General features: G+C 70.6%; 11 protein-coding genes and 1 pseudogene. 6 read left to right on the top strand and 6 right to left on the bottom strand.

Going from position 1 to position 12,932, the window contains the following annotated elements:
* The coding region (locus VFF46_RS38830; RefSeq protein ID WP_325042282.1) for a helix-turn-helix domain-containing protein at positions 1-489 on the bottom strand (489 nt) is incomplete at its 3' end.
* A gap of 55 nt (positions 490-544) precedes the next feature.
* Between VFF46_RS38830 and VFF46_RS38825 the strand changes: the two genes are divergently transcribed.
* The gene (locus VFF46_RS38825; RefSeq protein ID WP_325042281.1) at positions 545-1,846 is read left to right on the top strand and encodes an erythromycin esterase family protein; all 1,302 of its coding nucleotides are present in this window, start codon (positions 545-547) and stop codon (positions 1,844-1,846) included.
* Here the strand turns inward: VFF46_RS38825 and VFF46_RS38820 are convergent.
* Positions 1,816-2,613, bottom strand: a complete 798-nt coding sequence (locus VFF46_RS38820) for an alpha/beta hydrolase (protein WP_325042280.1) — start codon at positions 2,611-2,613, stop codon at positions 1,816-1,818. The genes VFF46_RS38825 and VFF46_RS38820 overlap by 31 nt on opposite strands.
* 101 nt (positions 2,614-2,714) lie before the next feature.
* Between VFF46_RS38820 and VFF46_RS38815 the strand changes: the two genes are divergently transcribed.
* Positions 2,715-3,269 carry a TetR/AcrR family transcriptional regulator gene (locus tag VFF46_RS38815; protein ID WP_325042279.1) on the top strand — a complete coding sequence of 185 codons (555 nt, stop codon included), beginning with the start codon at positions 2,715-2,717 and terminating at the stop codon, positions 3,267-3,269.
* Between the two features lie 21 nt (positions 3,270-3,290).
* Here VFF46_RS38815 and VFF46_RS38810 read toward each other — a convergent pair whose 3' ends face one another.
* Both VFF46_RS38810 and VFF46_RS38805 read right to left on the bottom strand, forming a co-directional pair.
* Positions 3,291-4,823: a sulfatase-like hydrolase/transferase gene (locus VFF46_RS38810; RefSeq protein WP_325042278.1), complete on the bottom strand. Its 1,533-nt coding sequence runs from the start codon at positions 4,821-4,823 to the stop codon at positions 3,291-3,293.
* A complete protein-coding gene (locus VFF46_RS38805) occupies positions 4,807-6,054 on the bottom strand; it encodes an ROK family transcriptional regulator (protein ID WP_325042277.1) in 1,248 nt (415 codons plus the stop codon). Before VFF46_RS38805 ends, VFF46_RS38810 begins: the two co-directional genes overlap by 17 nt.
* A 138-nt stretch (positions 6,055-6,192) precedes the next feature.
* On the opposite strand from VFF46_RS38805, the gene VFF46_RS38800 reads away from it, so the two are divergent.
* Positions 6,193-7,155 (top strand): quinone oxidoreductase, encoded by a 963-nt coding sequence (locus tag VFF46_RS38800; protein WP_325042276.1) that lies wholly within the window; start codon positions 6,193-6,195, stop codon positions 7,153-7,155.
* A gap of 28 nt (positions 7,156-7,183) precedes the next feature.
* Here VFF46_RS38800 and VFF46_RS38795 read toward each other — a convergent pair.
* Positions 7,184-7,917: pseudogene (locus VFF46_RS38795) on the bottom strand (zinc-binding dehydrogenase); the annotation flags it as partial.
* A gap of 51 nt (positions 7,918-7,968) precedes the next feature.
* Here VFF46_RS38795 and VFF46_RS38790 point away from each other — a divergent pair.
* The 3 genes from VFF46_RS38790 to VFF46_RS38780 all read left to right on the top strand — a co-directional run bounded on the left by VFF46_RS38790 (position 7,969) and on the right by VFF46_RS38780 (position 9,904).
* Positions 7,969-8,091 carry a hypothetical protein gene (locus tag VFF46_RS38790; protein WP_325042275.1) on the top strand — a complete coding sequence of 41 codons (123 nt, stop codon included), beginning with the start codon at positions 7,969-7,971 and terminating at the stop codon, positions 8,089-8,091.
* Positions 8,092-8,225: 134 nt separating this feature from the next.
* Positions 8,226-9,164, top strand: coding sequence for an ATP-binding cassette domain-containing protein (locus tag VFF46_RS38785; RefSeq protein WP_325042274.1), 939 nt, complete (start codon positions 8,226-8,228; stop codon positions 9,162-9,164).
* Positions 9,161-9,904, top strand: a complete 744-nt coding sequence (locus VFF46_RS38780; RefSeq protein ID WP_325042273.1) for an ABC transporter permease — start codon at positions 9,161-9,163, stop codon at positions 9,902-9,904. The genes VFF46_RS38785 and VFF46_RS38780 overlap by 4 nt, the downstream gene beginning before the upstream one ends.
* Here VFF46_RS38780 and VFF46_RS38775 read toward each other — a convergent pair.
* A partial coding sequence (locus VFF46_RS38775; RefSeq protein WP_325042272.1) for a BTAD domain-containing putative transcriptional regulator occupies positions 9,888-12,932 on the bottom strand: 3,045 nt, incomplete at its 5' end. The two genes, VFF46_RS38780 and VFF46_RS38775, sit on opposite strands and share 17 nt — an antisense overlap.

The following is a 12,932-nucleotide window of genomic DNA, read 5'->3' as shown; positions in this document are numbered from 1 at the left end:
GGGGGTGCGGGCGGGGGTGGGGGTGTTTTGGGCGTGTTTGGTGAGGGCTTGCTGGATGTCTTCGATCAGGGTGGCCAGTTCGGCGTCGGAGAGCCAGAGGATTCCTTGGCGGTAGCCGACCGAGTCCTTGAGGGGGTCGGCGCCGGGGCGGTCCAGGTACGTGTTGAACTCGGCGAGGAGGGCGGCCATGGTGGCGGTGAAGCCGCGGCGGTGGTCGTCGAGGGTCATGGTGGCGGCTGCTTCGGGGCCGATGCGGGTGCGGTCGGCGCGGAGCTGGTAGTGGCGCTCGACCGCGCCGTGGACGCGCTGCTCGTCCACGACCTCCAGTACGCCGCCCTCGGCGAGGAGCGCGACGTGCCGGTACACGCTCGTCTTCGGTACGTCGGGTAGCCGCGCGCACAGGTCGGACGTGGTCCGCACGCGGCCGCCGGACAGGGCGTGCACGATCCGCAGCCGGACCGGGTGCAGCAGCAGGTCGAGCGGATCCATGGCCCAACGATCCCAGATTTGGTACCGTTAGCAAAATTGGGAATGGAGGTCCGTGGTGACTGGACTGAGCGAAGCGGCCGTGCACCCGTTGGAGCTGGACGGGCCGCTGGACGACCTGACGTGGCTCGACGACGTGATCGGCGCCGCGCGGGTGGTGGCGATCGGGGAGAGCTCGCACTACAACCACGAGTTCCTCGTACTGCGTCATCGGGTACTGCGGTACCTCGTCGAACGGCACGGGTTCACCGCGTACGCGATGGAGTCCGGCTTCCCCGAAGGACGACGGACGGACGCCTGGGTCCGAGGTGGTGAGCCGGACGAGCTCGGTCCCGTACTCGCCACCGGCCTGACCTCGCTGATGGGGTTCTGGACCGAGATGCGCGATCTGCTCGAGTGGCTGCGGCAGCAGGACGGGAGGGTTGGCTTCTACGGGATCGACCTTCCGGGTTCGGTGGTGTCGACGCTGCCCGGGCTGGAACTGCTGTTCGAGTACCTCGCCGTCGCCGATCCGGAGTTCGAGCCCGACCCCGGCATTCGCGACACCGCAGGGGCGCTCGCGGTGTCGTCGCCGTTCTCCGCGCCCGCGGCGATGGCGGCGTACGGGCAGCTCGAACAGTCGACGAAGGACGCGTTCACCGCGGGAGTCGCCGGGCTGGTGACGCGGATGGCGGCGCGGCGGCTGGAGTACGTCGACCGTACGTCCCGGGACGCCTACGGCGAGGCGCGGTGCGCGTTGGCGGGCGCGGTCGCGCTCGACGCGCTGGCCCGTGCGATGGCGGGCGGCGACCGGCTGTCGATGATGAACATCCGCGACGCCACGATGGCGGACACCGTCGAGTGGATCCTCGGCCGGGAGGAGCGGGTCGTACTCGCCGCGCACAACGGCCACGTCCAGCGCCGGCCGGGTGCGCTGCCCGGGATGCCGCCGATGACCCCGCTCGGGATGCACCTGGCCGAGCGGCTCGGGAAGGAGTACGCGGTCATCGGTACGACGATGGACACCGGGCAGATCCTGACGAACGGGCCGGAGTTCTACACCGGCACGCTGTTCGGTCCGCTCCCGCCGGCCGCACCGGACAGCATCGACGGACTACTGGCGGCGAGCCATGCCGGTCCGTTCGGCGTCGATCTCCGCGGGCTGTCGGACCAGGATGTACGAGCGGTCCGCGCGGCAGGACGACAGCGGGTACTCGCGGACCACTACGGCGAGGTGGACGTGCTGACGGCGTACGACGCACTGTTGCATGTCCCGGTGATCACACCGGCGCGGCCGGACGAGGACGCGCTGCGGTCTGCGCCTGCCGACGTACAGGGTCCGTTCGAGGCCTATCTCGGGAGCGAGGCCAAGAAGGGCTGAACGGCTTGGAGGAACGCTTCGGGTGCGGACGAGAAGACCACGTGGCCGGTGTCGAACGTCTTCAGAGCGGCGTTCGGCAGGTGTTTGTGAGTCGCGCGGCCGGCCCGGAGCGGGGCGGCGGTATCTTTCTTGCCCCAGGCAATCATCGTGGGTGCGGTCAGGCGGGCGGCCTGGGTGTGCAGGTCGTGCGCGGGGGTCGCGAAGCTGCGCCACATCGACGCGGCGAGGGTGGCGCCGGCTTCGGTCCGGGCGCGGGCGACGGTGCGGTCGACGATGGCGTGGTCGCTCGGGGTCTGCGGGTGCATGTAGCTGCGGACGAAGTACGGCATCAGGCGCTTCGCGACGGCCGGCGTGCCGATGACGCGGAACAGGGTCCGGGAGAACGGGTCGTGGCCGGCGAAGCCGCCGTTGTCGACCAGGACGAGACCCGCGACCCGGTCGGGGTGACGGATCGCCAGCCGGGCGGCGGCGAAACCTCCGACGGAGTTCCCGATCAGGCGGAGGCCGCGCAGGTCCTGGGCGAGGACGAGTTCCTCGAGGACGTCGGCGAGCAGCGGAGCGGTCACCGGCCGGCCGCCGGCGTCGGGGTCCGACTCGCCGTGGCCGGGCCAGTCCACGGCGATGACGCGGTGGTCGGCGGCGAGCGCGGGCAGCACCGGGTCGTAGTCGTGGCGGTCGTGCAGCGTGGCGTGCAGGAGTACGAGAACGGGGCCGGTTCCGGTGTCGGAGTAGGCGACCCGGCCCGCGGTGGACGGAAGGCTCGGCATGGGATGCTCCTCGATTTCATTGACCGACCGGTCGGTCAAGACCATACACGATCCGGACCTGCGACCATGGTCGGATGGGTGCTGAAGGGAACGGACCTCGGGTGAGTGCCGGGAAGCGTCGGGTAGCCGCCGCGGAGACCCGGCAGCGGCTCGTCGACGCGGGCCTGCGGCTGGCCGAGCGGACCGGGTTGCTGGGGCTGAGCGTCAACCTGCTGGTCGAGGAGGCGGGGGTGTCGAAGGGCACCTTCTTCCATCACTTCGGCGACCGGTCGACGTACGTCATCTCGCTGCACCGGGAGTTCCACGACCGCCTGTTCGAGCGGATCCGGGCCGCGATGGACGGCCTGGAGCCCGGCGCCGACCGGCTGGACGTGATCGCCCGTACCTATCTCGACACCTGTCTCGAGCACCGCGGGGTACGGGCGTTGTTGCTGGAGGCCCGTGCCGACCCGCAGATCGCCGAGGAGATCCTGGCTCGCAACACCACCAGCGCCGACGAGGTACGCGCCGACTTCGCCGCCCTCGGCTGGCCCGACCCCAGACAGACCGCGCGCCTGTGGGTAGGCCTGGTCGCCGAGGTGGCCCTCCTCGAACACGCCGCCTCCAAACGCGACCCCAAACTCCGCCGCGCCCTCACCCACCTGACCCGCAGATAGCCGCGGCTCCGGCCCACCACGCTATTCGTACGTCGACTCGTCCAGGCCGCTCATGCTCGGGTCGTAGCTGACGTCGCCCACGTCGTACATCGACGTCATCCAGTGGTAGAAGTTGTCCCCGCGGTCCCGCAGTACGGAGTACAGCCGGCGCATCATGCGCGACCGTACGGCGGCCTGCTCCGGGTGCTCGTACACGTTGAGCAACTCGTCCGGATCCAGCTCCAGGTCGTACAGCTCGTTCACCGAGTCCGGATTGACCACGAGCTTGTACCGATCCGTGCGCAGCATCCGTTGTGGATAAGGGAAATGATGCCCGTGGAACTCGCACACGATGTCGTCCGCCCACTCGGCCGGCTCGCCCGTCACCAGCGGCAGCAGACTGCGTGAATCGACCGCCGGCTCCGCCGAGGCGCCCGCGAGCTCGAGGATCGTCGCCGTACAGTCGAGCAGGCTGACGAACTCGTCCCGGACGACGCCGGCCGGCTGACCGGGCACCCGGAGCAGACCCGGCGTACGGTAGATGTCCTCGTACATCGCCGGCCCCTTGTCGTGCAGGCGATGCGAGCCGGTGAACTCCCCGTGGTCGCAGGTGAAGAACACCGCCGTGTCGTCGGTCAGCCCGAGCCGCTCCATCGCGGCCAGCACCCGGCCGATCTCGAAGTCGATCAGCGCCACGTACCCCTGGTAGATCGCGATCAGCTTCCGCGTCGTCTTGATCGGCATCGTGTCGAACGTCCAGTGTGCGCTGTAGTTCTTCTGTACCGGCGGCTTGCCGTGGAACGTCTCCGCGATCGACCGCGGCAGCTCGACGTCGGCCGGGTCGATCAGGTCGAAGTACTCGTCCGGCAGGATGTACGGCAGGTGCGGTCCGAAGAAGTGCAGCGCGAGGAAGAACGGCTCCCCGGCGTACGACTCGAGCTGCTCGATCGCGCGCGTCGCGAGGTAGTGCTCGAACGTCGCCTCGACCGGCTGGTGCAGGCGCGCGGCGAGCAGGTTCCCCGGTCCGCCGTTCGGCAGCGTGCCGCGGATCCGGTCGGAGATCTCGTACGGCGGGAAGTCGTGCTCGGCGAGGTACGCCAGGTAGTCCGGGTGGTCCACCGGGTTGTGCCAGCCCGGCAGGTCGGGCCCGTCGAAGCCGAAGTCGCCGGCGGACTTGTTCGTGCCGACGTGCCACTTGCCGATCAGCCCGCAGTTGTACCCGCGGTCGCGCAGCGCCTGCGAGAACGTGAACGTCCCCTCATCGAGGTCCTCGATGTACCCGACGTTGCGCTCGTAGTTGGCCAGCAGCTTGTGCCGGAACGGCGCCTGCCCGGTGAGCAGGCTGGCGCGGGCCGGCGTACAGATCGCGGTCGGCGTGTACCAGCGGTCGAACCGGGTCCCGGTCCGGGCCAGCTCGTCGAGGTGCGGCGTCGTACCCAACTGGTTGCCGTAGGCACCGAGCGTGTCGAGCCGGTGCTGGTCGGTCATCAGGAACAGGATGTTCTTCCGGTCGGTCACTTGGCGGCCGCCCCGCGGCGTCGTACTGCTGGGAGTCTGGTCAGTGAGCGCGGCCATCGGCCACTCCTTGGGTTGTGGCCGGCCGCAGCCGGGCCGGCGTTTCCGGGTAGCCGGCCAGTAGCGGCGAGCTGTGGAAGACGGCGGCGAGTGCCCCGAGTGCACCGTCGTCGTCGGATAGGTACGCCGACCGGACGCCCGGCGAGGCGGCACCTGGGAAGAGCTCGAACCGGACCGTGGCCGCGGCCTGCTCGACGATCACCGGCGCGATCCGGGTGATCTCGCCGCCGATCACGATCTCGGCCGGGTTGAGCGCCATGCCGACCGCGGCCAGCACCTGGCTGAGCGCGGCCGAGGCCTCCCGGAGGACCTGGTCGGCCACCGGGTGTGAGCGGGCGACGGCGGTCGCGAGGTCGTCGAGGGTCTCGACCGCGAGGCCCGCGGTCCGGCAGGCCGCCAGGATCGCCGGGGTCGAGGCGATCGTCTCCAGGCAGCCGTGCTTGCCGCAGCGGCACGGGTTGCCGTCGGGCCGCACGGTCACGTGCCCGAGTTCGCCCGCCAGGCCCGCCGAGCCCGAGACGAGCCGGCCGCCGACGACCAGGCCGCCGCCGACACCGTCGGAGAGCCGGACGTAGAGCAGGTTCTCGATCGCCTCGCTGCCGAACGTCGCCTCGGCGAGCGCCGCCAGCCGGGTGTTGTTGTCGACGACCACCGGGGCGCCGAAGCGCTCGCCGAACGCCTCGTCGACGGACGCCTCGTGGAACCCGTCCGCCGCCGCGCGGTGCGACGGGAAGCCGCGGACCCCGGGCTTGCCGGAGTACGGCCCGGGTACGCCGATGCCGACGCCCTGCAACGCGCCGTAGTGGACGCCGAACTCCGCGCTGAGCCGCTCCAGCAGGCCGAACGCGACCTCCAGCCGGGTCGGCCAGTCGACCCGGTCCTCGTACCGGTCGGAGCCGGACGCGACGATCTCGTGGGACGCGTCCGCGACCACGACGTGTACCCGGCCGTGACCGAAGTCCACGCCCATGAACTGCCCGGACGCCGGGTCCAGCGCCAGCCGCTCGGCCGGCCGCCCGCTGCCTTCCCGGTCCGCCGCGTCGGTGTCGATCACGACGATCGCGCCGCGATGCAGCAGGCTGCCGGTGATCTCGGACAGGGTGGTACGGGACAGGCCGACCGCACGGGCGATCTGGTTCCGGCTGAGCGCGCCCTGCTCCCGCAGTACCAGCAGAACCCGCTCCTCGTGGGTCCTCCGCACGAGTGCCTGTACTCCGGACTGCGTCTGCACCCCGCGACGCTAAGAGCTCCGAATTTTTCCGTCAACCCTCCGGCAAAAGCCGGTGGTTCCGATTCTGTACTTGCTGGTCCATTTTCTGCGGCCTACGTTCGGGGCGTCGAGCAGATTCCGGAACGAGAGAAGGCAGACATGCACGCGGTGTTCGTTCGCGAGTACGGCGGCCCGGAGGTGATGACCTGGACCGAGTTCCCCGATCCGGTGCCGGGGCCGGGTGAGGTCGGGGTGCGCCTCCGCGTGGCCGGGGTCAACTTCATGGACACGGGTGTCCGGAGGATGCCGGTGCGTACGTGGTCGGTGCCCACCGTGCTGGGCGTCGAGGGAGCGGGTGTCGTGACCGCGTTGGGCGCGGGCGTGGACGGTCTCGCGATCGGCGATCGGGTGGCGTGGCGCTACCACCGGGGGAGCTACGCCGAGCAACTCGCCATCCCGGCGGAGGCGCTGGTGCGGGTGCCGGACGAGATCGACGACGAGACCGCCGCGGCGGTGCTGATGCAGGGGTTGACCGCCAACCACTTCACCACCGAGACGTATGCGATCCGGCCCGGTGACATCGCGGTCGTGCACGCCGCCGCGGGTGGTGTCGGGATGATGCTGACCCAGCTGATCAAGGCGCGGGGCGGCCGCGTGATCGGGCTGGTGTCGCGGGCCGAGAAGGTCCCGATGGCGGAGGAGGCCGGCGCCGATCACGTCCTGGTGTCCAGCGGCGGCGGTTTCGAGGACCGGGTGCGGGAGCTGACCGGTGGCGAGGGCGCTCAGGTGGTGTACGACGGCGCCGGCGCGGCGACGTTCCGCTCGTCGCAGCTGGCCCTGCGCCGACATGGGGTGCACGTGTACTACGGCGTGCTGATCGGCAACCCGACGTTCGATCCGGCCGAGCTGCCGAACAGCATCCTGTTGTCGTATCCAGCCGTCGCCGACCACGTACCGACGCGCGCGGCCTTGGTACGCCGTACGAACGAAGTGTTCGACTTCGTCCGCACGGGCCAGGTCACGCCGCGCATCGGCGGCCGGTACCGCCTCGCCGACGCCGCGCAGGCACACCGCGACCTCGAATCCCGCCGTACTACCGGGAAATTGCTCCTGCTTCCATGATCAGGGAAGCAGCAGGGCCTTGATCGCCTGGCGCCGGTCCGCCGTGCAGGTGGACGCCCGAGAAGAACAACTCGTCGCCGGGCAGCGCCACCTCGTGGGCGACCCCGACGTATCCGACGTGGCCGCCGGGCCGGGTCGACCGGATCGCCTGCATCATCGACTCCTGGGTGCCGACGGCCTCGATCACGCTGTGTGCGCCGTACCCGCTGGTCAGCTCCTTGATCCGGGCCACGCCGGCGTCGCCGCGCTCGGTGACGATGTCGGTCGCGCCGTACTCCAGGGCCAGCTGCTGGCGCGGTTCGTGGCGGCTCATCGCGATGATCCGCTCGGCGCCGAGCTGTTTGGCGGCGAGTACGCCGAGTAACCCGACCGCGCCGTCACCGACGACCGCGACCGTCTTGCCCGGGCCAGCTCGGACTGGGTGCCGACGGCCCCCATCGGTACGGCGTGGATGCACCGGGACTGGTACCCGGCGCGGCAGATCTCGCAGGTGTTGTCGGACGCGAAGAACGATCCGATGACGAAGTCACCGGGCTTCACGGTGGTCACCGCGGACCCGGTCGCCTCGACGACACCGACGTACTCGTGCCCCATCGGCGCCGGTCCGTCGAGCGTGTCCTGCCCGCGGTACGGCCAGAGGTCGGAGCCGCACACGCAGGTGGCGCTCAGCCGGATGATCGCGTCCGTCGGCTGTTCGACGACCGGATCCCGCCGGTCCTCGACCCGGACGTCGCCGGGCCCGTACATCATGACTCCACGCATGGGAGTGAACCTTTCTGGTTGGTGATCAGTGCGAGCAGGGAGAGGGCGATCATGCGCGCCGAGGCCGTCACCGTGGAGCCAGGCCACATCCTGATGCTCTACACCGCCGAGCCCGGCTCACCGTCCGCCGAGAAACTGCGCCTGCTCGGCTCGCTCGCTTCCGTCGCAGGGTGACTGCAGGCGGACCGGGCCGCGGCCCTCGTCTTGCAAGCGCCGTCGGGGCTCTGGTCCTGCGGGCGGACACCGGTACTGACACCGTGTAGGCGGCGTGTCAGGTGGGTGTCAGGGGTCCTGCCGATGGTGGTTGCATGACAACTTCGGCGATCGCGGTCACAGGACTGCGCAAGGCATTCGGTGACAAGACCGTGCTCGACGGCATCGACTTCGATGTCCCCACGGGTACCGTCTTCGCGCTGTTAGGCCCGAACGGGGCCGGCAAGACCACAACGGTGCACGTTCTGACCACTCTCATCAAGGCGGACGGCGGTACGGTCCGGGTCGCCGGGCACGATGTCGCGGACGGCGCCAAGGCGGTCCGGTCCGCGATCGGCGTCACCGGGCAGTTCGCGGCCGTCGACGAGCTGCTCACCGGGCGCGAGAACCTCCAGCTGATGGTGGACCTCAGCCCGGTCACTGCCGACAAGCGGATTGTCGACAATCTACTGGAGCGCTTCGAGCTGACCGAGGCGGCCGACAAGACCGCGGCCACGTACTCGGGCGGCATGCGCCGCAAGCTCGACCTGGCGATGACGCTGGTCGGCGACCCGCAGATCATCTTCCTGGACGAGCCGACCACGGGCCTCGACCCGCGCAGCCGGCGGACGATGTGGACGATCATCCGCGAACTGCTGGCCGACGGCGTGACGATCTTCCTCACCACGCAGTACCTCGACGAGGCCGACCAGCTGGCCGACCGGATCGCGGTCCTCGACAAGGGCCGGCTGGTGGCCGAGGGTACGCCGGACGAACTCAAGCGGCAGCTGCCCGGCACCCACGTCCGGTTCCGCTTCGACTCGGTCGCGGACCTGGACATGGCCGCCCGGATCTTCCCGGACTCGACCCGCGACGACGACGCGCTCGCGCTGCGGGTCCCCAGCGACGGCGGCACCCGGTCCGTCCGCGCACTGCTCGACAGCCTCGACGAGTACTCGCTGAACGCCGGCGAGTTCTCCGTCAACACCCCTGATCTCGACGACGTCTTCCTGGCCCTGACCGGCCACGACACCACGGAGGTACCAGCGAAATGAAGAACCCCTCGATGGTGATGCTGCGCCGCAACCTCAAGCACATCGCCCGGAACCCGACGTCGGTGTTCAACGCGGTCCTGATGCCGGTCGTGGTGATGCTGATGTTCGTCTACATGCTCGGTGACGCCTTCAGCGTCGGCGTACCGTACGTCGACTACGCGACGCCCGGCATGCTCCTGCTGGCGGTCTGCTACGGCCTCGGCGCGGTCGCGACCGCGGTGAACTCCGACATGACCAAGGGCATCATCAACCGCTTCAAGGTGATGGACGTCCCGCGCGGCGCGGTCCTCACCGGGCACGTGATCGCCAGCGTGCTGACCAACCTGATCGCGATCGCGGCGATCATCGGGGTGGCGTTCGCGCTCGGGTTCCGGCCGTCCGCGAGCTTCGGGCAGTGGCTCGGCGTGATCGGTCTCGTCGTACTGCTCGGCATCGCCACCGCCTGGCTGACCGTCGCGCTCGGGCTCTTCGCGAAGAGCCCGGAGACCGCGGGCCTCGCCTCGGTGCCGCTGGTGATGCTGCCGTTCTTCAGCAGCGCGATCGTGCCGGCCGACAAGATGGGGCCGGGCGTGAAGCAGTTCGCGGAGTACCAGCCGTTCACGCCGATCATCGAGTCGCTGCGCGGGCTGCTGAACGGCGCACCGCACACCGGTGACCTGATCGCCGCGTTCGCCTGGTGCCTCGGGATCGGGATCGTCGGCTACCTCTGGGCGACCTCGACGTTCACGAAGCGAGCGTGACCTCGGCAAGCTCTCGCCAGCTCGCCTGCCTGCCCTCGTCGGACGCCTCGGTGAACTTCGTGTCACCGAGGCGCCGGCGCGTCTCGGCCTCGATCCGGTTCACGTTCGGGTTCGAGCGGTCCGGCAGCCCGCGGACCGACGTACTTGCCCCGAGCAACCGTGCGGCCTGCTCGTCCTGGCCGGTGCGGAGCGCGAGGTCCGCGATCCCGACCAGGATCTGGGCGATGCCCAGGACGTGCCCGCTCTCGATCGCGGCCTGGAACGCCGCGGCGCGGTGCCGCCGGACCTCGCCGGGATCGGTCGCCAGGTAGCCGAGCCGGTCCTCGATCATCGACCGCAGGTTCGCCCGCTCGGCCTCGTGCCCGAGCAACGTCGTCGCCAGGGTGAGCTGCCGGCGCGCCTCCGGTACGTCGCCCTTCCAGTGCGCGAGCTCCGCCTTGTACAGCGCGAGCTCGATCAGCGCCTCCGGCCAGGCGACCCGTTCGGCCTTCCGCTGCGCCTCGGCCATCGCCGCCGTACTCGCGTCCTCGTCGCCGGCCAGCCAGTACAGCTGTGCCTGCCGCGACCGCATCCGGACCACGTCCTCGGTCGCCCCGGCCTCCGTCGCCACCGCGATCGCCTGCTCGTAGTACTCGCACGCGTCGGCGAACTCGCCGCGGACCGCGACCCGGTCCGCCAGTTCGGTCAGCGCGAACGACATACCCCAGCGTTCGCCGATCGCCCGGAACTCCTCGAGCGCCGTCGCCAGTGCCAGATCCGCGTCCCGGCCGCCCTCGCCGAGCATGATCCGCATCTTGCCGGTCTGCAGTCGCGCCAGCGCCCGGACCCACGGATCGTCGTCGGTCAGCAGCTGCTCGAATGCCGCCACGAACTGGTCCGGCCCGTCCAGCAACCGCTCCAGCGCCTGCGACAGCGTCACCGCCGGGTGCGGGTTGTCGATCCGCCGGCTGATCTCGGCCGCCTTCCGGATCCAGTCCTCCGCGTCGTACTCGTCGCGCCCGCGGCCGGACGTCATGATCCCGGTGACGAACGCGTACACCACGGCGCGGATGTCGTCCGGTACCTCGCCCGGCAGCCCCGGCGCCGCGAGCAGGAACTCGTTGCCCTCGACCTTGTGCCCGGCGAACCACCAGTACCAGCCCGCCGCCGCGGCCAGCCGCATCGCGTCGGCGGCCACCCCGGCGGTCAGCGCGCCCCGCATCGCGGCGGCGATGTTGTCGTGGTCCGGCTCCAGGATCGCCAGCCATTCCAGCTGCTCCGCGCGGCGCAGGTGCGGGTCCGCGGTCTCGATCAGCTCGGTGAAGTAGCCGAGGTGCGCGCGGCGGACCCGATCGGTCTCACCTGCTTCTTCGAGGCGCTGCTCGGCGTACTCCTTGATCGTCCCGAGCAGCCGGTACCGCTCGTCGTCCTTCACCACGACCAGCGACTTCTCGGTCAGCGCGGTCAGCAGGTCGAGCACTTCCCACGACTCGACGTCCCCGTCCGCACACACGTGCTCGGCCGCGTCCAGGCTCGCGCCGCCGGCGAACACGGACAGCCGCCGCAGTACCGAACGTTCCGCGTCGGACAGCAGCTCCCAGCTCCAGTCGACCACCGCGCGGAGCGTGCGGTGCCGGGGGAGCGCCGTACGGCTGCCGCCGGTCAGCAGCCGGAACCGGTCGTCGAGGCGGTTCGCCAACTGCTCGAGCGACATCGTCCGCAGCCGCGCCGCGGCCAGCTCGATCGCCAGCGGCATCCCGTCCAGCGCGCGGCAGATCCGCGCCATCGTCGCCGGGTCCGACGCGAGATCCGCCCGTACGGCGCTCGCCCGGTCCTGCAGCAGCCGGACCGCCGGGGACTTGCCGATCTCGGCCGGATCCGCCGTTTCCGTTGGGAGTGCCAACGGTACGACGGGCCACAGCGCCTCGCCGGTGATCCCCAACGGCTCCCGGCTGGTGGCCAGCACCCGGAGCCGCGGGCACTCGCCGAGCACCCGGTACGCGAACTTCGCCGCCGCCTCGATCACGTGCTCACAGTTGTCCAGGATCAGCAGCATCGACCGCTCCCGGACGGCGGCGATCACCCGGTCCGTCGGGTCCGCCTCCGGTACGTCGCCGAGCAGCGCGTCCCGCAGCGCGAGCGCGCCGAGCGTCGCCTGCGCCACGTCACCGTCGGCGCCGATCGCCGCGAGTTCGACCATCCACGCGCCGTCGGGCAGATCCGGTAGCAGGGTGCGGGCGGTCTCGGTCGCGAGCCGGGTCTTGCCCGATCCGCCCGGCCCGATCAGGCTCGTCAGGCGGTGCCCGGCGACCAGGTCACGGACGGCGGCCACGTCGGCGTCCTTGCCGACGTACGTCGTGAGCTCCTCGCGCAGGTTGGTGTTGCGCTTCTCGTCCCGGCGTACCAGCTCGCCGCGGAGCAGCGCGACGTGCAGCGCGGACAGCTCTGGCGAGGGATCCACGCCGAGCTCGTCGGCGAGCGTCTCGCGGGTGCGCTCGTACACGCGCAGCGCCTCGGTGTCGCGGCCGGAGGCGACCAGGGCGCGCATCAGGGCGGCGACCAGGCGTTCGCGGACCGGGTGCGCGGCGACCAGGTCGGTCAGCTCGGTCACGAGGTCGGCGCCGTTGCCGAGCGTGATCTCGGCATCGTACCGGTCCTCCATCGCGGCCAGCCGAAGGCCGTCGAGACGCGTGACCGCGGCGTCGAACGCGCCGCTCTCGGTCAGGCCGATGTCCTGCATCGCGGGTCCACGCCACAGCGCGAGGGCATCGCGGAGCAGCCGGACGCCCTGCGGGTCCTGGTCGGTGCGGGCCCGGGTCAGCAGACGTTCGAACCGTACGGCGTCGACGTCGTCCGGATCGAGTTGCAGCCGGTAACCGTCCGTGTGCCCTTCGACCGGAAGCACCTTGCGCAGCCGGGAGACCAGGCGCTGCAAGGCATTCGACGCATCCGCCGGGGGTTGTTCACCCCAGATCCAGTCGACCAGCGTCGCCTTCGGAACCACCCGGCCGGCGTCGAGCGCCAGCGCGATCAGCAGCCCGCGCAACCG

The sequence above is a fragment of the Kribbella sp. genome (assembly GCF_035655035.1).
Classification (GTDB): domain Bacteria; phylum Actinomycetota; class Actinomycetes; order Propionibacteriales; family Kribbellaceae; genus Kribbella.
This window is presented reverse-complemented; position numbering and strand designations above follow the sequence as displayed.

Excerpts from the sequence above, each read along its gene's own strand:
- VFF46_RS38785 (WP_325042274.1), top strand. The coding sequence starts at position 8,226 with ATGACAACTTCGGCGATCGCGGTCACAGGACTGCGCAAGGCATTCGGT.
- VFF46_RS38780 (WP_325042273.1), top strand. The coding sequence starts at position 9,161 with ATGAAGAACCCCTCGATGGTGATGCTGCGCCGCAACCTCAAGCACATC.
- VFF46_RS38800 (WP_325042276.1), top strand. The coding sequence starts at position 6,193 with ATGCACGCGGTGTTCGTTCGCGAGTACGGCGGCCCGGAGGTGATGACC.
- VFF46_RS38790 (WP_325042275.1), top strand. The coding sequence starts at position 7,969 with ATGCGCGCCGAGGCCGTCACCGTGGAGCCAGGCCACATCCTGATGCTC.
- VFF46_RS38810 (WP_325042278.1), bottom strand. The coding sequence starts at position 4,823 with ATGGCCGCGCTCACTGACCAGACTCCCAGCAGTACGACGCCGCGGGGC.
- VFF46_RS38820 (WP_325042280.1), bottom strand. The coding sequence starts at position 2,613 with ATGCCGAGCCTTCCGTCCACCGCGGGCCGGGTCGCCTACTCCGACACC.